The organism is Enterobacter sp. SGAir0187, assembly GCF_002952735.2.
GTDB classification, from domain to species: domain Bacteria; phylum Pseudomonadota; class Gammaproteobacteria; order Enterobacterales; family Enterobacteriaceae; genus Enterobacter; species Enterobacter quasiroggenkampii.
In genome coordinates this window covers 1,560,636-1,583,964 of sequence record NZ_CP025034.2, presented here as the reverse complement: position 1 = coordinate 1,583,964, position 23,329 = coordinate 1,560,636, and the positions used below count along the sequence as shown (strand labels likewise).

General features: G+C 55.2%; 22 protein-coding genes. 11 read left to right on the top strand and 11 right to left on the bottom strand.

The features are described 5' to 3' along the window. The 3 genes from CWR52_RS07670 (at position 1) to CWR52_RS07660 (ending at position 1,619) form a co-directional block, all read left to right on the top strand. A complete protein-coding gene (locus CWR52_RS07670) occupies positions 1–1,065 on the top strand; it encodes a hypothetical protein (RefSeq protein ID WP_104949311.1) in 1,065 nt (354 codons plus the stop codon). Then, entirely contained in the window at positions 1,062–1,361 is a 300-nt protein-coding gene (locus CWR52_RS07665) for a DUF6966 domain-containing protein (RefSeq protein WP_104949310.1), read from the top strand. Before CWR52_RS07670 ends, CWR52_RS07665 begins: the two co-directional genes overlap by 4 nt. Positions 1,362–1,442: 81 nt before the next feature. Further along, entirely contained in the window at positions 1,443–1,619 is a 177-nt protein-coding gene (locus CWR52_RS07660) for a thermonuclease family protein (protein WP_080347335.1), read from the top strand. A gap of 70 nt (positions 1,620–1,689) precedes the next feature. Here the strand turns inward: CWR52_RS07660 and catA are convergent, their stop codons facing one another. From catA to CWR52_RS07630, 6 genes are all read right to left on the bottom strand, one after another. Continuing rightward, on the bottom strand, positions 1,690–2,367 hold the full coding sequence (gene catA / locus CWR52_RS07655; RefSeq protein ID WP_104949309.1) for a type A chloramphenicol O-acetyltransferase: 678 nt from the start codon (positions 2,365–2,367) through the stop codon (positions 1,690–1,692). A 63-nt stretch (positions 2,368–2,430) separates the two neighbouring features. Further along, positions 2,431–4,362 carry a putative bifunctional diguanylate cyclase/phosphodiesterase gene (locus tag CWR52_RS07650; RefSeq protein ID WP_104949308.1) on the bottom strand — a complete coding sequence of 644 codons (1,932 nt, stop codon included), beginning with the start codon at positions 4,360–4,362 and terminating at the stop codon, positions 2,431–2,433. Between the two features lie 17 nt (positions 4,363–4,379). Continuing rightward, on the bottom strand, positions 4,380–4,874 hold the full coding sequence (locus tag CWR52_RS07645; RefSeq protein ID WP_024909477.1) for a molybdopterin-dependent oxidoreductase: 495 nt from the start codon (positions 4,872–4,874) through the stop codon (positions 4,380–4,382). Between the two features lie 401 nt (positions 4,875–5,275). Continuing rightward, positions 5,276–5,863: a cytochrome b gene (locus CWR52_RS07640; protein ID WP_104949307.1), complete on the bottom strand. Its 588-nt coding sequence runs from the start codon at positions 5,861–5,863 to the stop codon at positions 5,276–5,278. Next, complete coding sequence (locus CWR52_RS07635; RefSeq protein ID WP_104949306.1) at positions 5,860–6,933, bottom strand: catalase family peroxidase; 1,074 nt, start codon at positions 6,931–6,933, stop codon at positions 5,860–5,862. Before CWR52_RS07635 ends, CWR52_RS07640 begins: the two co-directional genes overlap by 4 nt. 162 nt (positions 6,934–7,095) lie before the next feature. Continuing rightward, the gene (locus tag CWR52_RS07630; RefSeq protein WP_104949305.1) at positions 7,096–7,707 is read right to left on the bottom strand and encodes a flavin reductase family protein; all 612 of its coding nucleotides are present in this window, start codon (positions 7,705–7,707) and stop codon (positions 7,096–7,098) included. 276 nt (positions 7,708–7,983) lie between these two features. On the opposite strand from CWR52_RS07630, the gene CWR52_RS07625 reads away from it, so the two are divergent. Next, positions 7,984–8,277: a hypothetical protein gene (locus tag CWR52_RS07625; protein ID WP_104949304.1), complete on the top strand. Its 294-nt coding sequence runs from the start codon at positions 7,984–7,986 to the stop codon at positions 8,275–8,277. Here CWR52_RS07625 and CWR52_RS07620 read toward each other — a convergent pair. The 4 genes from CWR52_RS07620 to CWR52_RS07605 all read right to left on the bottom strand — a co-directional run bounded on the left by CWR52_RS07620 (position 8,274) and on the right by CWR52_RS07605 (position 13,766). Continuing rightward, a complete protein-coding gene (locus tag CWR52_RS07620; RefSeq protein WP_104949303.1) occupies positions 8,274–10,058 on the bottom strand; it encodes a diguanylate cyclase in 1,785 nt (594 codons plus the stop codon). The two genes, CWR52_RS07625 and CWR52_RS07620, sit on opposite strands and share 4 nt — an antisense overlap. 119 nt (positions 10,059–10,177) lie before the next feature. Beyond that, positions 10,178–11,287, bottom strand: coding sequence for an AI-2E family transporter (locus tag CWR52_RS07615; RefSeq protein WP_008503245.1), 1,110 nt, complete (start codon positions 11,285–11,287; stop codon positions 10,178–10,180). Between the two features lie 98 nt (positions 11,288–11,385). After that, complete coding sequence (locus tag CWR52_RS07610) at positions 11,386–12,567, bottom strand: amidohydrolase (RefSeq protein WP_104949302.1); 1,182 nt, start codon at positions 12,565–12,567, stop codon at positions 11,386–11,388. Positions 12,568–12,578: 11 nt separating this feature from the next. After that, positions 12,579–13,766, bottom strand: a complete 1,188-nt coding sequence (locus CWR52_RS07605) for an MFS transporter (protein WP_104949301.1) — start codon at positions 13,764–13,766, stop codon at positions 12,579–12,581. 127 nt (positions 13,767–13,893) lie between these two features. Here CWR52_RS07605 and CWR52_RS07600 point away from each other — a divergent pair, with 127 nt between their 5' ends. The 7 genes from CWR52_RS07600 to tauD all read left to right on the top strand — a co-directional run bounded on the left by CWR52_RS07600 (position 13,894) and on the right by tauD (position 21,416). Further along, positions 13,894–14,802, top strand: coding sequence for a LysR substrate-binding domain-containing protein (locus CWR52_RS07600; RefSeq protein WP_104949300.1), 909 nt, complete (start codon positions 13,894–13,896; stop codon positions 14,800–14,802). A gap of 237 nt (positions 14,803–15,039) precedes the next feature. Beyond that, positions 15,040–16,440 (top strand): S-methylmethionine permease, encoded by a 1,401-nt coding sequence (mmuP, locus tag CWR52_RS07595; protein ID WP_008503244.1) that lies wholly within the window; start codon positions 15,040–15,042, stop codon positions 16,438–16,440. Further along, positions 16,427–17,359, top strand: a complete 933-nt coding sequence (mmuM, locus tag CWR52_RS07590) for a homocysteine S-methyltransferase (protein ID WP_104949299.1) — start codon at positions 16,427–16,429, stop codon at positions 17,357–17,359. Before mmuP ends, mmuM begins: the two co-directional genes overlap by 14 nt. A 647-nt stretch (positions 17,360–18,006) precedes the next feature. Then, positions 18,007–18,969, top strand: coding sequence for a taurine ABC transporter substrate-binding protein (tauA, locus tag CWR52_RS07580; protein WP_104949298.1), 963 nt, complete (start codon positions 18,007–18,009; stop codon positions 18,967–18,969). A gap of 10 nt (positions 18,970–18,979) precedes the next feature. Further along, positions 18,980–19,747 (top strand): taurine ABC transporter ATP-binding subunit, encoded by a 768-nt coding sequence (gene tauB / locus CWR52_RS07575; RefSeq protein WP_069720213.1) that lies wholly within the window; start codon positions 18,980–18,982, stop codon positions 19,745–19,747. After that, positions 19,744–20,571 (top strand): taurine ABC transporter permease TauC, encoded by an 828-nt coding sequence (tauC, locus tag CWR52_RS07570; RefSeq protein WP_104949297.1) that lies wholly within the window; start codon positions 19,744–19,746, stop codon positions 20,569–20,571. Before tauB ends, tauC begins: the two co-directional genes overlap by 4 nt. Beyond that, positions 20,568–21,416, top strand: a complete 849-nt coding sequence (tauD, locus tag CWR52_RS07565; protein ID WP_104949296.1) for a taurine dioxygenase — start codon at positions 20,568–20,570, stop codon at positions 21,414–21,416. The genes tauC and tauD overlap by 4 nt, the downstream gene beginning before the upstream one ends. Positions 21,417–21,520: 104 nt before the next feature. On the opposite strand, the gene CWR52_RS07560 is transcribed toward tauD, so the two are convergent. Beyond that, entirely contained in the window at positions 21,521–23,221 is a 1,701-nt protein-coding gene (locus CWR52_RS07560) for a lysophospholipid acyltransferase family protein (protein WP_104949295.1), read from the bottom strand. Between the last annotated feature and the right edge of the window lie 108 nt (positions 23,222–23,329).

The following is a 23,329-nucleotide window of genomic DNA, read 5'->3' as shown; positions in this document are numbered from 1 at the left end:
ATGCTTCATCACAGCCAGGCAATGTCACTGGATGACATCTACCTTGAGGACATTCCTCACATTATTCACCCGGATACGGCGGCAGGAGACCTCGCAGATACTGCAAGGCCTAACCGCATCATTCAGGAGTGGAATTTGCCACAGGGCTACACCCGGTTTGTCAGCCGGTATCAACTGTACCACTGGCAACATCCCTGGATGGCATACCGTGACACGCTCGACGACATCAAATCCGGGAAGCTCGTTCTGCTGAGAAAAGACATCACCGGCCATGCAATTTCGGGCGTGCTGACGACATCCGGTGACCTTCGCAATGACCTGCCTCTGTTCCTTCAAACTCGACTCCGACACATCCTGTCCCGGCAACTGAAACGCCCGAGATATCAGGTCCGCCATGCGGCACCGGTGCAACATGCCCAGGCCGCAAAAACCATCAACAGCAAAACTGCCGGTCGGTTGCTGGCCGCGGGCGGGATCTATAATGGCAATATCGAGGGATTCCGTCAGACCGCGCAGCAGCTCGGTGGTGATGCACCGGCGGGTTACGATCAGGTTATGGATAATAAAGGGCTGATTATCGCTGGTGCTTCTGTTGCTGCGGGCCTTGGCCTGGGCAGACTGGGGACGGCGAGTGAGCTTAGCAATCTTCATGTTCTGGGAAAAGTCGAGGGTGAATACTCGATGATAAAACCCGGACCATTACCTAAAGAGCTGGCTGAAACCTTCTCCAGTGGTACATATAAAGAGATCACGCTATCAACAGACACGAGTTTCTACAGAGGTGGTATAGAGGGGCGACCACTAGGTCAGTTTTTCGGATATGAACAACCTCAGGGAGTGCTCCAGACCAGAATAGATAAGGCCCTGCTCCCCAAATGGCCTAACGGAAGTGAATCCCCTCTTGATAGCTATCACAAGATACAAATACCCGCTGGAACGAAAGTATATGTTGGAGAAGTTGGCTATCAAACAGACCTTTTTTCCGGTGGCTCTGAGCAAGTTGTGATACCTACCCCGTGGAAAATACCTGGCGTTAAGATACTTGAAAGTGGTGGTTTGAAATGAAAAATGAAATAAAGAAAACGGTAACTGATATCATCAAAATCCTCTCCTCAAATGATGAGGATTCATGGGCAAAAACATTCGAAAAACTAGCCATTGAGCTCGATGTTGATTGCGAGTCATCCATTTACTCGTTGAAAAAACTCTACGGCGGGATGGGATCATTTAACGATATTGTTCTTCATAAAAATGGCATACCTCTCATTCGGGAAAATGACGAGTTAGACGATTTGAGACACAAACTCTACAAGCAGCTTGACCATGCAATCGCTTTGTTAAAAGCAGGTGATTTACCATAGCGTTAGTTTCCGGCGCCGCCAGTAAATTATTGGGTACGCCTCCAGCCTGACAGGGGAAGCGCAGAACCTTACAACAGCCTCATGTGTGTTCGTCTCGTCAGCATCGATGCCCCCGAAAAGAACCTGCCCTTTGGGCAGCGTTCCCGGCAGACATTCTCATCGATAGTGGCGCAGTGTGCCGTCTCCATAACGTGCAGGAACGCAGATCTCTATGGTCCTCTACTGGATACGGTGTGGCCTCACATGGAAAGCGCATAAAATAATGAAAGGCCGGTAGGCTTCTCACACTCACTCCTGCCAGATGGAAACCATCAGCACTTCTTACGCATCATGCGCCAGGTTCCTCTAACAGCCCTGGCAAACCATCACACATCTCCTGCAGCTCATTAAACATCCTTGCCACATGGAAGCCATCGCACACCGAGTGATGAACCTGCACCGCGAGCGGCAACAGCACTTTTCCGTCCTGCTCGTAGTATTTTCCAAACGTGAACATAGGCGAAAAGAAGTTCTTCATGTGCGCAATGTTCATATTAAAGTTGGTAAACGTAACCCACGGAATAGACGACACAAAAAAGACATTTTCCCGGGACTCTTCCTTAGGCCAGTAAGAAAGGCTATTTCCATAGCGGGCCGTATCTTCAGCATACGTGTTCTGGAAGTGATGAATATTGCCGTCATAGTGGCTCCACAGTGACGAAAACGTCTCCGTTTCGGGGTGGAAAATGGTGTAGCTGGGATGAACTTCATTCCATATGACAAGCTCATTGTCCTTCATGGCCATGCGGAACTCAGGATGCCGGTTCATGATGTTAGACAGGAGAAAAATGATCGTCGGGTAAAACTTCCAGCCCACCGCTTTGATATGTTTTCGCAGCGCGGTAATGTCGATCAGAACGGTTTGGTTAATTGTGCATTCAGCAAATGACTGGAAGACTTCAAAATGCTCCTTCCTTGGCCAACGAGATAAATCAACAGGCGTATAGTCCGGGGCTGTTTTTTTCATTGTTTAACCTTTGATTATCAATCGTCTACATGATTTTGGGCCAGAAACAACCGCACAATCATTTCAACCGTATCTAATCTTCCTGTCAATCTCAGCCTGTGGTTTTCCGAACAGGTATCCCTGCACGAGATCGCAACCAAGCGCCTGAAGACGTTCAAGCTGTGCTTCGGTTTCAACACCCTCTGCAATGACCCGCATATTGAGGCTCTTCGCCATGCCGGTAATCAATTTAACGATATTAAGGGCATCATCCTGCGTGGATATCGGGTTCACAAAGGATTTATCTATCTTAATTTTATCAAAATTAAGTTCACTCAGTCGCGAGAGCGAGGAATATCCGGTTCCGAAATCATCGATGGAAATTTTTACGCCCAGTGCTCTAAGCTTTTTGAGAATAGTGATCGGCATGTTGCTGTCACTGAAGAGCGAAGACTCTGTTACCTCTAACTCAAGTCGGTTGGCCGGTAGCCCCGTCTCTTTCAGGATGGACTGCACCATCGTGGTAAACGATTTCGTGCCTAACTGAACGGGTGAGACGTTCACCGAGATCCTGGCCGGCACCGCCCAGGACACTGCTTCCCGGCAGGCCATCTCAAGCACCGACTTGCCGATCTCATTGATCATCCCCGTTTTTTCAGCGACGGAAATAAAATAATCTGGCGCGAGTATCCCTTTCACCGGGTGTATCCAGCGAATAAGCGCTTCATAGCCGTAAATTTCATTGCTGAATGAATCGACAATAGGCTGGTAATACACAACGAATTCATTGTGATCGATCGCCAGAGCCATATCATGTTCAAGGGTTCTGCTTTCCTGCAGTCTTTGCAACATCCACTGACGGAAGACTTTGATCTGCTGCGAACCTTCTTTTTTCGCCTCGTAGAGCGCCAGGTCGGCAAATTTATAAAGATAATCAGAGCGTCGTTCATTATCAGATAAAACGATGCCCACGCAGGTGGCAATTTTTATCAGCTGATTATTAATCGTATAGGGCTGGCTGATATGATCGCTGATTTCTTTGGCGCGCGAAACGGCAGCGGTTTCCGTGAGTCCGCTGGAGAGAAGGGCGAATTCATCGCCACCCAAACGGTAAAACGTATCCGTTGCGCTGCTCATCGAGGTCAGCCGTCGGGATACCTGATTCAGCAGCAAATCTCCTGTATCATGGCCATAGGTATCGTTGACCTCTTTGAAACGGTCTAAATCAAATAACATCACCGTGACGGGGACGTGGTTTTTATCTGCCTGAAGATTAATTTTGTTGAGATCGTCCCAGAAGAAAAGGCGGTTTTTCATGCCGGTGAGGGAGTCATGATAAACATCATACTCCAGCTTCGAGTTCTGAATTTGCAGTTTTTCTTTTGATATTTGAAGTTCATCAGCCAGGCTTTTAACCTGCATGTGTGCTTTCAGAATGTTTTTATTCTGGTAGATCATTAAGAAGCCAAGAATAAAGCTTAAAATCACCAGAAGCAAAGAAAGTGCGGAATAAATATAATACAGGATTTGTATTTTGTTGTTGGATTCATTAACCGTGTTAATATCTTTTGTTAATGCCGTTGCAGACAGCTGGCTGAGCGGTGCGTCAAGCTCATGCATATTTGTCAGGTATGCCTGTAACTCCGGGTGGCTCATATTTTCAAGATGGCTATCCAGATAGGCCAGTATGTTTTCTAAGCGTAAAGCGAGCTCCTGATGCGTTTTATCGCTGTCAATGTAACGACCTAAATCGCCCCCCTTCATTAAATCGCCCTGACTGAGCATAATTTCGAGACGCATGCGGACCTGGTCTATCGTAACGTCATCAGTATCGGTTGCGTATAGACCAAGCCATGATTCAAAACGGTAATACTCTGATACCAGTTGTGCCACGGACCAGGACTCAGTGTATTGAGTCAGTTTTTGCAATTCCTGCTGACGATCATAAACAAGGTATGCAATATATCCTGTCGTGATAAAAAGAGAAAAAATGATACCAACCAGTATCCTGTTCATTATGTTCTCCTGAACGGCTACTCAATCTTCATTTTGCTTACCTGCCATGCTGATCGTGAGTAATAAATCTGATTATTCAACTCAGGAAGACTGTCATAGGGGTATACAATGAACGATGGGCCCTTATCGCGGATGCGCATATATTCGCCATTGACCTTTAAGGCAAGGATGGCGTTGTATTTTTTAAAGTCGCTGAGAGGGATGACGGTTGAGTAATCATTGAGCGCAATAACATTCACGTTCGTACCTTTTGCACCCACATAATCCATGAGCTTGCTCATGGGGACACCCTCAAACTTCGTACGACCGTTATACCAGGGGGAGGTCGTCTCGAAACTCACTACTCCGAGTTTTTCAAGGCTGGCGAGATCAAACACTGCTTTTCCATTTTCGTTGGTATTTTCTATATTACCGTAAATCGTTAAAATGGGTTTACCAACTGGTTTTGGCAGGTCGCCAGCCCAGGTTACACTTTGTACCAGACAGCATAACAGCAGTAGGGTTAATCGCATTTTGACCTCCACCTTTTTAACAGAAGTATAAGAATTATAATTTAGATATCACACGAGTTGATATATTTTGTTGGGGAGTCGGGGATTTTATCGTTTTTATTGATGTAAAGTCTTTTTAATCAATAGGTTAGGTGTTGTGAGTGTCAGGGTGTTTGATACGCGAGCGACGCTTAACTTTTTGATAAAAGCTAAAATTGCGGGCATAAATGCTCTTCTGTTTAAAAAATAAACGCTTTAATTGAGAGATATTATCTTCCACGATAATTGTGGGGTGTCCATGGCTTTTTGGCGCGCGGAATTTAGCGGCTAAATACGCGCCCCGGTTGTGTGCGCTGTTTCAGGATGGCGATGATAAGCGAGGACACGAACATTCTGATTGTGCGTGTCACCTGCCGCTTGCCTTACTTCAGGTCATCCCGGATGGCTGACGCCGGCTTACCCCCTTTCGCCATGCTGGCAAATACTGTGTCCCGGTAGATCCACGCATGAACGAGTGCGGCGGAGAGATGAACCAGCACCACGGCAAAAAGCAACTTTGCCAGAAGGCTATGGGCGTCGTGACACCATGCATACAGTGCCGGACTGGTCGGGACAATTGCCGACAGGTTGACGCCATCAAACATGACAATTGGCAGGCCCGCTGCCGACAGTTGCGCCCAGCCCAGCAGCGGCATTGCCAGCATTAACCCATACAGCATCCAGTGTGATGCCTTTGCGGCAAGCACCTGCCAGACGGGCAAATCGGCAGGAGGTGGGGGCGTGCGGCTCAGGAGCCGGTTGACCAGACGAACCAGTGCCAGCAGTAAAATGGCGATACCCAGCGGCCGGTGGAGGTCGATTAACCAAATCCGGTGATGTAACGACGTCATCATCGCGGCACCGATGAACAGCATGGACAGGATCATCACCGCCATCAGCCAGTGCAGGGTTCGCGCCAGAGTATTGAAGTGCCGCGGCACGTGTGCTCGCCTATCTTTATTTGAGATCATTTTACCTCCTGCTTTTGCACGGCTTCGGTGGCCTTGCCGTAGCCGATTTCCCGCTCACGGCGGCTGAAAGAGTGGGAGTAGGCCGCGGAGCGGGCGTTTAAGATGGGATCATCAGACACCGCAACGCCTGCAGGAACGACAGAAGGGTCAAAGTTAACGTCGCGGCACGCGCCTGTGGATTGTGCTTCGACCCGCGTCACTTCCAGCGTACCGGCCACCCTTTTTTTGCGATCGTCCGGCCATGGCTGGGAAGGGTCATCCACCGGATCGCCCGGCTGTGCGAGCTGCAAAACGTAATCCCAGTAGAGTGGCTTCTGCGCCAGGCGCTGACGCAGGTTTTCGAACAGGAAGTTGTCATCGGCTTTCTGTCGTTGCTCATCGCTTATCGACAGGAAAGGCTCGTGTGGACGCATCATCCAGCGAACGGCCTGGCGATCCCCCTGCGCGTTCACAAGGTAAAAGGCGTTAATGCTGTAAAACGTCGCACCCGCGAAGCTGCCGGGCGCAGGTTTTTGTGCCGCCCATTTTAGGTATTTCTCCGCCTCCGGGTACGCTTTCAAAAAGTCTTTGAGACGCTGCGGATCCGGTTTGCCGGTGGCCGCATCAATGGCCGTGGCTTTTCGCAAGGCCAGAAAACCTTCCGGGCTGTGCGTGGCGAAGAAAGGCTCGTTGTTCATCGCCATTCGCCATTGTTGCTTGTCATCTGTCTTTAGCAGCAGCGCCATGCTCAGGGTTTTGGTCGTACTATCCGGGGCATGCGGATCGCCGGTACCAATAGAGAATCGGCCCACCACGGGCACTTCCTGCTGTGAGAAGAGGCGGGAGGTTGAAAGGGAATCCGCCGAGCCGTTTGGCGTAAAGGTGCCGGCAAAGCAGATGCCTTTTCCATGCGCGCGGCGAAAACCCGGTGGGAAGGGTTTCGGTGTTTCCCCTACCAGTGCCTGGCTGACCGTGCGTGAACCAAGCCAGCCTGCCGTCCATGCAAAAGCAGATGCCAGCGTACCGGCGACAACGGCGATCGCTGCCAGCGCGCCCCAGGTTTTTTTGGATCTCAAATCCAGTTTCGACATAGACGTTTTTCCAGAACAAAATATCTTCACCTGTCATACGCAACGTATTGCGCGCGACAGGTGTTAATACAGTGGCGAATATGGCTCGAGTATAGGAACTAAGGGGCGTAAAGAAAGAATATCACGAAAAGTTTAAACCTTTCCGCTGTCGAAAAGACCGGGTTACTCATCGTGTCGGAAGTTGTGACCGAGTCGGTGACCCAGTGAGAAATAGTGGCGAAATAGATAATAGAGGGGTTTCCATTTCTCCACATTAAATTTTACCCCTCTCTGAGTACGAATTAATAATGCCTCAGATATGTGGACGCAGGTTATCGTGGCATCAACGGACACCAGGTTCCCCTGCGAACCGGTCAGGGGCGATATCCCGCAAACCTTAGCCTCTATTTGTACAGGACACTCTTTAATTCTCAATGAGTTAATCGTCACCGCCTTTTCCTTATGGAAATTCCCGCAGCTAAATTTGTCCTGTTCAAAAATATATCCCATCTTTTTCTTCCATTCCGGTGGCGATGCTTTTCCCGTTTTATTTGCGATAGCTTCAATATTCTGCCAGAGCCTGCTGTCCGGTATGTTCAGAACAATATCGGGGTTACCCGTGATATTTTCATAACATTTTCCGGAGGTGCCAAGCCCGAACACGATATTCCGGTCAAGGACCCACCACGAGGAGATCGGGCTCAGGTTGGTTGAACCGTCAGGATTTTGGCTGGAGATAATGGCGACCGGTGTACCAAAATATAAAGAAGCAAAATCGACCTGCTGGGTTTTCATTTTATCATCCTCTGATTAACGAAGGTCCAGTCTACGTTGTGCAAACGTGCGTTACTTCGGTGAAGCGCGAAGTAAAACACGGCAGGCTAAAATTCCCAGGGGAACGGCAATAGCTGCCTTGTACCCAACTGAGCGAGAACGTGCGTAATGCGTCTACCTTTTGCGAGAACGCGTAAGGTTCGTTGTCCCTGCCGGAACAGATTTATTGACTTAAATCATGATGTCTATTTCATTCGCCGCCTATCGTGTGCACCCCCTCCTTAAAACGAATCAAAAATGAAAAAAAGACCGTTCCTGATGGTGCTTTGTGCTGTGTGCTGCTTTTTTGTAGCGGACATCGCCATGGCAAAAAACAGTTCAATTTCCAGTGAACAGGTTAAAGAGAACGTTATTGCAGAGTCGATAGCATCTTATCCCGGAGTATGCGCTTGTCCTTTTAACCGGGCCAGAAACGGAAGCGCTTGCGGGAGACGCAGCGCATGGAGTAAGGCGGGAGGCTATGCTCCCATTTGTTATAAAAATGAAGTAACAGATGAGATGGTAAAGCAGTGGCGTGAAAATAATAGCTAACCCGCCTCCAGCATCCCAAAACTCACAATCCGCGCGCGTCCCAGCTCTTTTGCTCGGTACAAGGCCACATCCGCGGCGCGCAGCAGGTTGTCGGTCTGGGCATGTTGTGGGTAGCTGGCAATGCCAATCGACACGTCCACCGGCCCAATCTCGGTCAGCCCGTAGCGAATCGAAAGCTCATGCACGCCGGTGTAAATCTTCTGCGCGCAGGCGTACGCTTCTGCTTCATCGGCACCGGAAAGCAGCACCAGAAACTCCTCGCCGCCGTAGCGGAATGCCAGCCCGTTGTCATGTGCGGCCCGCTGAACAATTGACGCCACGCTTTTGATCACCAGATCGCCCGCTTCATGGCCGAACCGATCGTTAATGCTCTTGAAGTGATCGATATCAATCATCATGCAGCTTAACGGTACGCCAGTGCGTATCGCCTGTGCCGTTTGGGTTTGCAGGGTATCTTCCAGATGATGACGGTTACGCAGGCCGGTGAGCGGGTCAAACAACGCTTTTTCCAGCAACGCGTCGCGCAGACGCTGGTTGGCCAGCGCCAGCCCGAGCGCCTCGGCCATCAGCTCCAGATACGCGCGGGAAGGGGCATTATCCGCCGTGATATTCTGGAAGGAGAGCAGGCCAATGGCCTCACCCTGAGCGATAAGCGGCACGCAAAGCGCGCTTTCCGCCTGGGATGCCGGAAGATGGTAGCAGGCAATATCCGGCTCGCCGTTCACCGGCGGGTGACTCTGCCCGCGACGCACGGCCCAGCACTCGTCCGGGTGGAACGTCGTCTCTTCACCAACCGGCGAAAGCCACTGCGCGACGCACCGCATCTGCCACGGTTCGCGGTCAAGGACGTAGAGTCGGCCCGCGATCCCCGGCGCGATATTGGGGGCAAACAGCTCCGCCACGTTAATCACATCGTTAAAGTTCTCACACCCCTGCAGCCGCTGGGTCATGCGCGCCAGCAGCTCGCGGATGGCCCAGTCGGCATCACGCTCTTTTTCCAGACGCTGCCGCGCCAGGCCGTTTTCACGGAAGATGCTGATGGCCTGAGCCATATCGCCTATCTCATCGATCTGGTTGAAATTGGGCGTTTCAACCGCGTAATCCTGGGATGCCAGGCGGTGCACCACGTCGCTCAGGCGCACCACGGGGCGCAGCACGCGGCGTTTTAATATAAAGCCGAGCACAAACAGGAACAGCAGGGCGGTCAGGCCAACCGTCAGCTCAGAGGCGGTACGCAGCGCTTTCGATTTTTTTGTCGCCTCCTGAACGGAGCCGATGACGCGCTTGTCGAGTATCTGGCGAAAGTGATCGATCTGATTCTGCGCGCGATCCAGCTCCTGCTCATAGGGCTGACCATAGAGTAAAGCAACGGCCTGGGCGTCTTCACCGCGTTCCAGGCTGGCGAGGGCGGTTTGCTGCTCGTCCTGCAGCTCATCGACGATCTTTATTCCTTCATGCAGCAGGGCCAGCTCTTCATCCGATGCGCCGTTATCCTGCAGCTTTTCCAGCCGAAGCTCGATGCGCTTCAGGCTGTTTTCTGCCTGGTTATATTCCTTGAGCACCTGAGGATCTTTTTTAATGACGTACAGCCGCGCTAAATCAGACTGCGCCCAGATATCGGTTTCGATATCTTCCGTCAGTTGATCAAATTTCTGCCGTTGTTCAACGGCCTGACGTTCGAGGGTATCCGCACTGGACGCCATCAGCATGATGATGCCGGAGGCGATAGTCAGGCAGACCGTGGCCCCATAGGCCCAGTTTGTTATCGTCGCGATTCGCACCAGATGATCCTTTTACGACATGAGTAGGATGGCGTTCTTCAAATTATAGAAAACGTCTGATTTAAGGCGAAAAAAAAGGCGGCACAGCGCCGCCTGGTGTGGTCTTTATCGTCACGTCCTTACAAATCTGGAGGATTTTTTCCTTCTTCGATGAAATCCGCGTCCAGCTCTTCGGCGTTACCTTCGTGATCGCGTCCGGAGAAGAGGTTCCAGCAGGCGATAAACAGCGCGGCGATGAGCGGCCCAATCACAAAGCCGTTAATGCCGTACAGCTCCATGCCGCCGAGGGTGGAGATCAGAATCAGGTAGTCCGGCATTTTGGTGTCTTTCCCCACCAGCAGCGGGCGCAGGATATTGTCCACCAGCCCAACGACGATCACGAAGAAGCCGACAATAAACAGCCCCTGCCAGATCTGGTGCGTGGCGAACAGGAAGATAGCGGCAGGCACCCAGACAATCGCCGAGCCGATGGCGGGCACCAGCGAGAGGAAGGCCATCAATGCGCCCCAGAGCACGCTGCCGTCGATACCGGCAATTGCAAACGCAATCCCGCCGAGGATGCCCTGAACCACGGCCACCGCCGCCGTCCCTTTTACCGTGGCGCGTGACACGCCGACGAATTTGGCGAACAGGTGCTGCTTCGCGAAGTCGGACAGGGGGAGGGAGTCGAGGATCTGGCGTACCAGATACGGGCCGTCTTTCAGCAGGAAGAACAGCAGATACAGCATGATGCCGAAGCTAATTGCAAAGCCAAACGTTCCCTTGCCAATCAGAAACGCGCTGCCGGCGAGATACTGTCCGCCCTGCAGAGCGACATCGGAGAGTTTTTTCTGGATCTGCGCCGCGTTGGTCAGGTTGTGATCCGCGAGGAAGCCGCTGGCCCAGTCAGGCAGGTGGTTGAAGATGCTCGCCACCACTTCCGGGAACTGGGTGTTGTTCTCCTGCAGTTTGGTGTAAACCACGTTCAGCTCAATGGCGAGCGAGGAGAGGATCACCATCAACGGAATAAAAACGATCAGGCAGATAATGCCGATGGTCAACAGCGAGGCCAGCCCGTTGCGATCCCCCAGCGCGGCGCGCAGCTTGTTTTTTACCGGGTTGAAGATAACGGTCAGAATGGCGGCCCACAGTATCGCGGAGAAGTAGGGCGACAGCACGTCGAAGAAGGCCCAGGTCACAAGGGCGAGAATGAAAATAAAGAAACCTTTAGTCAGTCCGTTAAAGCGCATCAGTCAGTCCTGGTTACTAAGAAACTGTGACGACTATAGAACTGATTATGAGAATTACCAACCATTGCACCGGTTAAAGTGCAATGGTTGGTGAGGCGTTAAATCGCCTCAAATAACGCGCTTACCAGCGCAATATGTGCCTTAACGCCCACGGCCAGCGCGGCTTCGTCAATGCGGAAATGTGGGTTATGGACGTTCCATACCGCACCCTTTTCCTCGTTGCCGCAGCCGATAAACAGGAACGAGCCGGGAATTTTCTCCTGATAGGATGAGAAATCTTCGCTGCCGAAGAGCGCGCGATCGGTCAACTGCAGCGTCCCGTCACCAAAGTGCTCCGCAATGGCTTTTTTGGCGATGGCGTTGGTGTCGGTATGGTTATTTCCGACGGCATAACCCTGCTGCCAGCGGATCTCGCAGCGCGCCCCGTGGGCGCTCACTACGCCTTCAACAATACGCTGCATCAGCTGGGGAACCTGTTCACGAACCTGCTGATTATGGGTTCGCACCGTTCCTGCCAGACGGGCGCTGTCCGGAATGACGTTATAGCTATCTCCGGCCTGGAAGGTGGCAATGGTCAGCACCGGGGCGTTAATCGGGTCAAGATTACGTGCGACCACGTTTTGCAGTGCGGTAACCACTTCAGCACCGATTACCACCGGATCGATACAAAACTGCGGCATTGAGCCGTGGCCACCCTGCCCAAAAATAGTGATGTCAAAGTTATCGCTAGAGGCGACGTAAACGCCCTCTTTCAGTGTGATTTTTCCAGTAGGGCTGTTCGGAAAAACGTGCAGGCCGAAAATCTTTTCGACGTCGTCAACGACTCCTTTCTCCACCAGCTCGCGTGCGCCGCCCGGCGGCACCTCTTCGGCAGGCTGGAAGATAAACTTAATGCTGCCGCAAAGCTGGCTGCGCAGATGGCAGAGCACTTTCGCTGCCCCCATTAACATGGCGGTGTGGGCATCGTGACCGCAGGCGTGCATCACGCCGGGCCGAGTGGAGCTAAATGATTCTCCACTCTCTTCCTGTAGCGGTAGCGCGTCGATATCGGCCCGTAGCGCCCACGTTGGGCCTGGCTTTTCGCCTTGCAATACGGCTACTACGCTGTTATCCAGCGGGCGGCTTATCACCAGCTCCGGCAGATTCCCCAGCTCGCGGGCAATAAAATCAGCGGTGGGTTTTTCCTGAAACGAGAGGTCCGGGTTGGCGTGAATATGCCTGCGCCAGCGGATCACCTCTTCATTAACGTCGCGGATAAGGTTTTCAGTGGTACTTTTCATGACGGTCTCCTTCAGTCAGTCACCGGCAGCGTGGCCACAGGTTTTTTTATCAGCGGTACTATCGCCGCACCCGCGCAGACCATTGCCAGTGACAGGAAAATAAACGCGCTTTCGTAGCTGTGGCTTTTCCCGACAAGATAGCCAATTACGACAGGCGAAACGAAGCCTCCCAGCGTTCCGCCGGTGTTTATCAGGCCGATAGCCGAGCCCATAATATTCTCCGGAAGACGTTTCATCGGCAGGGTAAAGGCGGTTACAAAGGTTGCCATCAGGAAAATCTCCCCCACGAACAGCAGGATGCTGGCCGTCAGTGCCGTGGCGGTATGGAAGATGCCGAAAATAGCAGCAGCACCGATCAGTGCGCAGATCAAAATCACCTGCGGCTCGCGGTTGTGGAAATATTTCCCGACGAACCAGCCGGTGCACAAGGACGAGAACCAAATCCCCGCGCCGCCGACGGCGACGATATAGCCGGAAATTTCTAGCGGCATCCCCCTGCTCTGCACGAAGAATTTTGGCAGCCAGGCCATCAGGCCATAGCTGGGAATATTGATGCAGAACACAGAGACAAAGAGTAGCACCACCGTCGGGTTACGCCACAGGACGCCGTTTTGTTCACCTGACTGCTGGCGCGGCGCAGGTTTCTGATAGGGCACGCGCACGGCGATCAGCACGGCGATGGCACAAGCAACAATCCCCAGCACCACAAACGACGCGTGCCAGCCCAGATGCTCCAGCGCAGAGACGGCCACAATGGGCCCCACGGTCATTGCCAGCCCGGCGGAGGAAAGTAAAACCGATTGTGCAAAAGTGCGTTTTTCCAGCGAGAAATTGCTGACCACCGCTTTTGCGCATGAGCAGGGATAGCCGGAATGCCCCACTCCGGAGAGAAAGCGAAACAGCAGCAGCAGGCCAAAGCTCATGCCCAGCGCACCGAAGCACAGGGCGAAAATCCCCAGCGCGCACAGGGAGAGGAGCAGCATGGTTTTATAGCCGAGCCTGTCGTTCAGCCAGCCCGCTGGCACCTGAAAGAGAGAATAGGCCAGGAAGAAAATGCCGGTGATATAGCCCAGCTCCGCGCTGGTGAGGCTGAACTCTTTTTCGATAGGCAGCAGGGCAAACCCCATGACGGTTTTATCGATATAGACCACGACATAGCCGACAAAAAGCAAAAAAATCATCTGTGACTGGCTTTTCATTTTATTTTCCGCCTGACGTCAGAGTGTGATGAGGAGTGTGGTGTGTATTCCGAATCTAGGGGTTTACCTGAGACTCGGGAAGATATAATTTTTCTATAGGTGATGCTTTTTTGTTATAGGGTGAGTGATGAGATATTTGCCAAAGCTTGGGCATCTTCAGGCCTTTCGTCAGGTGGCACGTAGCGGCAGTATTCGTTCAGCCGCGCGTGAGCTGGGCGTTTCTCAGCCCGGGTTGAGCCGAACATTGCGTGAGCTTGAGCAAACTTTAGGCACGCAACTTTTATTGCGCAGCAAAGAGGGCATCGCCCTGACCGAGGCGGGAGTGGCCTTTTCTCACCGCGCGGAGTGGGTGCTGGAGGAGTTGCGCCGTGCGGCAGATGAAGTGGAACAGATTAACCATTACACCCACGGACGGCTGACCGTGGGATTCTCGTCACTGATTGCGTTGACGGTGTTTCCCGATGTGGCCGAAGCGTTTAAAGAGACGCTGCCGCAGGTGCTGCTGACGGTTAAAGAAGGACAGTTATCCTCGCTGTTACCCGGCGTACGCAACGGTGAAATTGACATTGCCATCGGTTCTGTCGATCCGATGGCGCCGCCAGAAGGGGTAATGATCGAACCCCTGTTCACCTCGCCGTTTTGTATCGTCGCGCGCAAAGGACATCCGCTGGCTGACGCACGGGATCTGATGGCGCTACGTCAGGCTAAATGGCTACTGCCGGAGTCATCAATGGGTTACTACCAGCAGTTGCAAAACGAGCTCAGCCATTTTTACCGACAGGTCGACGTGACTCCGCTGCGTACGGATTCTGTTATCACCGGACTGAGTATGGTACTCAACGCGGACTATCTGACGGTGGTTGCTCGGGCAATGTGTCAGCCGCTGCAGCTTGATGACAAGCTGGTCGCGCTGCCCATCGCCCAGTTGCCGTCGGCTCAGTATTGCGCGGTGTGGTCGCAGAAATCGGCGATGACGACTAACGCGCGCCAGTTTTTAATTCGCCTGCGCGAGGCATGCAGAAGGTTTAGCTGGTAGGGAAAAGATACGACTTTTGTCTGACCCAGGAGCGACCTCGTCCGCACCATGCTGTAAGTATCTGCTTGCGGAGGTGCTTATGGCCTGGCGTCCTATTCTGTATGTGATCCTCACAACCCACCCCAGACTCAGCGCGCGGCGCGCCCGTTTGCGTCTGGTCATCTAGCTTTTTATTAACAATCGCGGTATAACACACCTTCTTTGGATGTTTAGATGTCCATACGTATAGAAGGTAATATGCAAACACAACAAGAAAATGGGCAGCTTAAGCGCACCATGAAAACACGCCACCTGATCATGCTCTCGCTGGGTGGCGTGATTGGGACAGGGTTATTCTTCAATACCGGCTACATCATTTCCACGACCGGGGCGGCGGGCACGCTGCTGGCCTACCTGATAGGTGCGCTGGTGGTCTGGCTGGTGATGCAGTGTCTGGGCGAACTCTCCGTGGCGATGCCGGAGACCGGCGCGTTCCACGTCTATGCCGCTCGCTATCTTGGCCCGGCGACGGGCTACACCGTGGCGTGGCTCTACTGGCTCACCTGGACGGTAGCGCTCGGTTCAAGCTTCACCGCCGCGGGCTTTTGCATGCAGTACTGGTTCCCGCAGGTGCCCGTCTGGGCGTGGTGCGTGGTCTTCTGCGTGGTGATTTTTGGCCTGAACGTCATCTCAACGCGCTTCTTTGCGGAAGGCGAGTTCTGGTTCTCCCTGGTGAAAGTCATCACCATCATCGCCTTCATTATTCTTGGCGGCGCGGCAGTCTTTGGCTTTATCCCGATGCAGGACGGTTCCCCCGCGCCGGGCTTAAGCAACATCACTGCCGAAGGCTGGTTCCCGCACGGCGGCCTGCCGATCCTGATGACCATGGTGGCGGTGAACTTTGCCTTCTCCGGGACAGAACTCATCGGCATCGCCGCGGGCGAAACGGAAAATCCACACAAGGTGATTCCGGTTGCGATCCGTACCACTATTGCTCGCCTGATCATCTTCTTTATCGGCACCGTGTTTGTGCTGGCGGCGCTGATCCCGATGCAGCAGGCGGGCGTGGAAAAGAGCCCGTTCGTGCTGGTGTTTGAAAAGGTCGGTATTCCTTACGCGGCGGATATCTTTAACTTTGTGATCCTGACGGCGATCCTTTCGGCGGCGAACTCCGGGCTGTACGCCTCCGGGCGCATGCTGTGGTCGCTTTCTAATGAGAAAACGCTCCCGCGCTGTTTTGCCCGCGTAAATAAAAACGGTGTGCCGCTGACGGCGCTGTCGGTTTCTATGCTCGGGGGCGTGCTGGCGCTGTTCTCAAGCGTCGTGGCGCCGGACACGGTGTTTGTCGCGCTCTCGGCGATTTCTGGCTTTGCGGTGGTAGCCGTCTGGATCAGCATCTGCGCGTCGCACTTCGTTTTCCGTCGTCGCCATCTGCAGTCCGGGCAGCCGCTCTCTGCGCTGCAGTACCGCGCGCCGTGGTATCCGCTGGTACCGGTGCTCGGTTTTATCCTCTGCGTGGTGGCCTGTGTCGGCCTGTGGTTTGACCCAAGCCAGCGCATTGCCCTTTATTGCGGGATTCCGTTTGTCGCCCTGTGTTATGGTGCCTACTATCTGACCCGAAATATGACATCGCAGGAGCCTGAACATGTCGCAGAATAATCCGCTTACCGCCCTCCTTGAAAAGCAGCCGTTTGTGGTGCTGGATGGCGCGATGGCGACGGAGCTGGAAGCGCGCGGCTGCAACCTGGCAGACAGCCTCTGGTCTGCCAAAGTGCTGATGGAAAACCCGGAGCTTATCCGCGAAGTGCATCTTGATTATTACCGCGCAGGTGCGCAGGTGGCGATCACCGCCAGCTACCAGGCCACGCCTGCGGGTTTTGCGGCGCGCGGCCTGGACGAAGCGCAGTCCCGGGCGCTGATTGGCAAAAGCGTGGAGCTGGCGCGTAAGGCCCGCGAAGCGTACCTGGCCGAAAACCCGCACGCGGGCACGCTGCTGGTAGCGGGCTCCGTTGGGCCGTACGGCGCGTATCTGGCGGATGGCTCAGAGTATCGCGGCGACTACGTGCGCAGTGCCGAAGAATTCACAGAATTCCACCGCCCGCGCGTGGAAGCGCTGCTGGACGCGGGTGCAGACCTGCTGGCCTGCGAAACGCTGCCTTCGTTTGGGGAAATTAAGGCGCTGGCGGCGCTTCTGGCCGAGTATCCTCGCGCCCGGGCGTGGTTCTCGTTTACCCTGCGTGACAGCGAGCACCTGAGCGACGGTACGCCGCTGCGTGACGTAGTCAGCGCGCTGGCCGACTCTCCGCATATCATCGCGCTGGGCATTAACTGCATCGCGCTGGAAAACACCACGGCGGCACTGAAGCACCTGCAAAGCCTGACGCCGCTGCCGCTGGTGGTCTACCCGAACTCGGGCGAGCATTATGATGCGGTGACCAAAACCTGGCACCACCACGGCGAAGCGTGCGAGACGCTGGCGGGGTATTTACCGCAGTGGCTGGAAGCGGGAGCGAAGTTAATCGGCGGATGCTGTCGGACCACGCCGAAAGACATTGCTGAGCTTAACGCGCAGCGCTGAGTGCTTTGCCGGGTGGCGGCTGCGCCTTACCCGGCCTACGGATCGCTGGCCCTCTCCCACAGGGCTGAGGGATCCCCACAAAATAATACCTGCACGGACAACCCCCTCTCCCTTGAGGGAGAGGGCTGGGGTGAGGGGGAACATACGGCTGAAGTGGTCATTCCGTTCACTTTATGTTCCTTGCTACTCTGTAAGGACATGGCCGGTGAACGTGCCAGGGCGGCTCAATCGCCACCGCCCTGGCGACCCGGGCTCCCGGCGGTAAATCGCCGCTTCGCGGTGCCTTCGGCTTATTCCTTCCGGCTTGTCGGGGACGGGCGGAGGTAACATCCCTGTAAAGCCCGCCCTCTCGGCGCATCCATGCGCCTCGCCCCGGCCTACAGGAAACGCCTCAGCGATTTACAGCCGGACCAGGGCATCGCTGTAAGCCATTTATTTTCCTGAAGTCACATGCATCGCTTCAGGTATAAAATTACTGGGGATTCCTCACCCCACAGGGAGAGGGAAAAAAACAAGCGCACAAAACCAACTATCCTTTCCCGCTTTTTATCTAAAAACGAATCGTTATGAGCGATTCATTTTTATTCCTTTATCAAAATTCCCGCGTTGGAAATACTGCCCTCATAACAACAAGGGGAGCAGGCTCTATGGCAATTTCATCGCGAATCACACTTCTCGGCGCACTGGCGCTGTGGGCATTTCAGGCGCAGGCGGTGGACGTCACCGTCGCGTATCAAACTTCTGCGGAACCGGCGAAAGTCGCGCAGGCGGACAACACCTTTGCCAAAGAGAGCGGCGCGAAAGTTGACTGGCGCAAGTTCGACAGCGGCGCGTCCGTGGTGCGTGCGTTAGCCTCCGGCGACGTGCAGATCGGCAATATCGGCTCCAGCCCGCTGGCGGTCGCGGCCAGCCAGCAGGTGCCGATCGAGGTGTTCCTGCTCGCTTCGCAGCTCGGTAACTCTGAAGCGCTGGTGGTGAAGAAAAACATCACCAAACCGGAAGATCTGATCGGCAAACGCATCGCCGTGCCGTTTATTTCGACCACCCACTACAGCCTGCTGGCGGCGCTCAAACACTGGGGCATCAAGCCGGGGCAGGTACAAATTATTAACCTCCAGCCGCCGGCGATTATCGCGGCCTGGCAGCGCGGTGACATTGACGGGGCGTATGTGTGGGCACCGGCCGTGAACGAACTGGAAAAAGACGGCACCGTGCTGACCGACTCCGAAAAAGTGGGCCAGTGGGGCGCGCCAACGCTCGACGTGTGGGTCGTGCGTAAAGACTTCGCCGAGAAACATCCTGAGGTGGTGAAAGCCTTCGCGAAAAGCGCGATTGACGCCCAGCAGCCGTACATCAGTAACCCGGATGAATGGCTGAAGCAGCCCGCCAACCTGGAAAAACTCTCCCGCCTGAGCGGCGTGCCGGAAGCGGACGTGCCGGGGCTGGTGAAGGGCAATACCTATCTGACCACCGCGCAGCAGGTGCAGCAGCTGACCGGGCCGGTAAACAAAGCGATTGTTGATACCGCCACCTTCCTGAAAGAGCAGGGCAAAGTGCCCGCGGTAGCGACGGATTACAGCCAGTACGTGACCGATCGTTTTGTGAAATAAGGAGTCCGCCATGCTGAATATTACAAATCTGTCTGCTGATTACGGTGGCAAACCCGCGCTGGAGGAGATCAACCTGACGCTGGACAGCGGTGAGCTGCTGGTGGTGCTTGGCCCGTCCGGGTGCGGAAAAACCACGCTGCTGAATCTGATCGCCGGGTTTGTCCCTTATCAGCATGGCTCCATTCAACTGGAAGGCAAAAAGGTGGAAGGCCCCGGCGCCGAGCGCGGCGTGGTCTTCCAGAATGAAGGCCTGCTCCCGTGGCGCAACGTGCAGGAAAACGTGGCGTTTGGACTACAGCTTGCGGGCATCAATCGTGAACAGCGGCTGGAAACGGCGCGGGCGATGCTGAAAAAAGTGGGGCTGGAAGGCGCGGAAAAACGCTATATCTGGCAGCTTTCCGGCGGCCAGCGACAGCGTGTCGGAATTGCCCGCGCGCTGGCCGCGAATCCGCAGCTGTTGCTGCTGGATGAGCCGTTCGGGGCGCTCGACGCCTTCACCCGCGAGCAGATGCAAACCCTGCTGTTGCGCCTCTGGCATGAGACGGGCAAGCAGGTGCTGTTGATTACACACGATATCGAAGAGGCGGTATTTATGGCTACCGAGCTGGTGCTGCTCTCGCCAGGGCCGGGCCGCGTGCTGGAGCGCTTGCCGCTGGATTTCGCCCGCCGCTACGTCGCGGGGGAACCCGTGCGCAGCATCAAATCCGATCCGCTGTTTATCGAACAGCGTGAGTACGTTTTAAGCCGCGTGTTTGAACAGCGGGAGGCCTTCTCATGAGCATCGTCTTCAGTGAAAAAACGCGCCGCACGCGTCTGGCGCTGCGCTGGCCTTTCTCACGTCACATCACGTTGAGCGTCGGCACGCTACTGGTGCTGCTGGCGGTCTGGTGGGCAGTTGCTGCCATGCAGTGGGTCAGCCCGCTGTTTCTGCCGCCGCCGGGACAGGTGCTGGCCAAACTCATTACCATCTTCGGGCCGCAGGGCTTTATGGATGCCACGCTCTGGCAGCACTTAGGCGCCAGCCTGGCGCGCATTCTGGTGGCGCTGCTGGCGGCGGTGATTATCGGCATTCCCGTGGGGATTGCGATGGGGCTGAGCCCGACGGTGCGCGGCATCCTCGACCCGCTGATTGAGCTTTACCGCCCGGTCCCGCCGCTGGCCTATCTGCCGCTGATGGTGATCTGGTTCGGCATCGGTGAAACGTCAAAAATCCTGCTGATCTATCTGGCGATTTTTGCCCCGGTGGCCATGTCGGCGCTGGCGGGCGTGAAGAGCGCTCAGCAGGTGCGGATCCGCGCGGCACAGTCGCTGGGAGCCAGCCGTACGCAGGTGCTGCTGTTCGTTATTTTACCGGGCGCACTGCCGGAAATTTTAACCGGGCTGCGCATCGGCCTTGGCGTGGGCTGGTCCACGCTGGTGGCGGCAGAGCTGATTGCAGCCACGCGCGGCCTCGGGTTTATGGTGCAGTCGGCGGGAGAGTTCCTGGCGACTGACGTGGTGCTGGCAGGGATCGCGGTGATCGCCGCGATCGCCTTCGGATTAGAACTGGGGCTGCGCGCGTTACAGCGCCGCCTGACGCCCTGGCATGGAGAAATACAATGAGTGAACGTCTGACCATTACCCCGCTGGGGCCGTACATTGGCGCACAGGTATCGGGCCTGGATGTGACCCGTCCGCTGAGCGATAACCAGTTTGAGCAGCTGTACCACGCGGTGCTGCGTCATCAGGTGGTGTTCCTGCGCGAGCAGGCGATCACCCCGCAGCAGCAGCGCGCGCTGGCCCTGCGCTTTGGCGATCTGCATATCCACCCGGTCTATCCGCATGCGGAAGGGGTGAAAGAGATTATCGTCCTCGACACCCACAACGATAACCCGCCGGATAACGATAACTGGCATACCGATGTGACCTTTATCGAGACGCCGCCTGCGGGGGCCATTCTGGCGGCGAAACGGCTGCCGGAGACGGGGGGCGATACGCTGTGGGCCAGCGGGATTGCGGCGTATGAGGCGCTCTCCGCGCCGTTCCGGACGCTGCTGAGCGGGCTGCGGGCGGAGCACGACTTCAAAAAATCGTTCCCGGAGTACAAGTACCGTAAAACAGCAGAGGAACATCAGCGTTGGCAGGAGGCTGTGGCGAAGCATCCCCCGCTGCTGCACCCGGTGGTGCGGACCCATCCGGTGACGGGCAAGCAGGCGCTGTTTGTGAACGAAGGGTTCACTACGCGCATCGTGGACGTCACGGAAAAAGAGAGTGAGGCGCTGTTAGGTTTCCTGTTTGCGCATATCACCAAACCGGAGTTCCAGGTGCGCTGGCGCTGGCAGGAAAACGATCTGGCGATCTGGGATAACCGCGTCACGCAGCACTATGCCAATGCGGACTATCTGCCGCAGCGCCGGATTATGCAGCGGGCGACGATTTTGGGCGATAAGCCGTTTTATCGTCCTTAACCCGTCGCTCCCGTAGGCCGGGTAAGCGCAGCGCCACCCGGCGAAAACGGTGCACAATTGCCGGGTGGCGGCTACGCCTTGCCCGGCCTACAAATACCGCACATTTAAAGGTGCGCCTCAATATACCGCTGATAGCGGTTCGCTTTCAGGTAACACAAATCCACCAGCACCAGCCCGTCAACGCAGTTGTTGAACGCCGGGTCGCTGCCAAAATCAATAAACTGTACGCCGCCGGGTTCACAGAGTTCGGAATATTGCTTGTAGAGCGGCGGAATGCCGCAGCCCAGATTGCCGAGCAGGAATTTCAGCTTCGTCAGGTCGTCCACGTAATCCACGCCGCCAAACTGTGCCAGCACGTCCGGCAGCGATGCCGGGTACGGCTGGCGCGAGGCGGCGAGCGGATGTGTCGCCGGGAACCACAGGCGGTAAAAGGCGACCAGCAGATCCCGCGCGGCAGGCGGTAAGCCGCCGGAAATCGAGACCGGGCCAAACAGGTAGCGGTAGTGCGGATAGCGCGCCAGGTAAGCCCCAATGCCGGACCATAAATAGTCCAGGCCGCGGCGTCCCCAGTAGCGCGGCTGAATAAAGCTGCGCCCCAGCTCAATGCCGTGTTCCAGCACGTCCTGCATTTTGTCGTCGTAGTGAAACAGGCTATAGCTGTACAACCCCTCAACGCCGCGCTTTTCGATCTGCATGGCCGTCGGCATAAAGCGATACGCCCCGACGATCTCCAGATCGTCCTCATCCCACAGGATCAGGTGCAGATAATCATCGTCGTAACTGTCGGTGTCACGACGTTTGCCGCTCCCTTCCTCCACCGCGCGAAAGGCAATCTCGCGCAGGCGGCCCAGCTCGCGCAGCAGCGGGGCGTCTTCCTGACCGTTTCGCTGCCAAAGATAGATGGTTTTACCGTCGCTGGTTTTACCCAGACATTCGGCCTGCGCCAGCGCGCGTTTCAGGGTGGCCCGGTCTTCCGGACGGGCAATCGCGCACTGGGTTTTAAAGACGCCGGGCACTCCCTTGCCAAGACGCATCACGTGCTGACGGCAGTGCTCGGCCATCTCACGCGACGAAAGGTTAGCGCTGTGCCAGTGATGCCACGCAATCTGCTGGCCGATTTTGATCGGCAGCTGGCTATGGCGGCGGCGGAACATCTGCTGCATCAGCAGCAGCATGGACAGCGTCGGGGAGACCAGCGTGCTGGCATAAAAGAGCAGGCTGTTATGCGCCTGAATATGCACCGGCAGCAGCGGAGCGCGCAGCTTGCTGGCGAGTTTGATAAAGCCAGAGTGCCACTTTTTGTCGCGAATGCCTTTGCGCGTGGGGCGGGACACTTCGCCTGCCGGGAAGAAGATCAGCACGCCCGCGTTTTGCAGATGCTGTTCCATCTGCACCAGAGACGTTTTCGCCGTCCTGCCGCCCATGTTGTCCACCGGAATAAACAGCGAGCTGAGGGGCTCAAGGTGGGTCAGCATCCGGTTGGTGACGACTTTAACATCGCGCCGTACGCGGGAGACGGCATACAGCAGCGCCAGTCCGTCCAGCGTACCCGTCGGGTGGTTGGCAATAATGACCAGCGGGCCATGTTCGGGGATTTGTTCAAGATCGCGGGCGGAAACGGTGCAGAGAATATCCAGGTGTTCCAGAACCTGCTCCACCATATCCAGGCCTTTCAGGTGGCGGTGAGCGGCGGCAAATTGCTGAAATTCGTCTTCATAGAACAGTCTTTTTAACAGACTTTTTTGCCATGGTGCGGGCCTCGCCTGAGGCCAAAGATCGTCGAGAACGCTATCGAGGCTAAACATGGTCACTCCTCCTGCCGTCTTGCGAAGACAGTAGAAGGAGCAGATGTCGGTTGTATTGCAGTTGGGTGAAGATTTGAGCAGAGCGTAGGCCGGGTAAGGCGAAGCCGC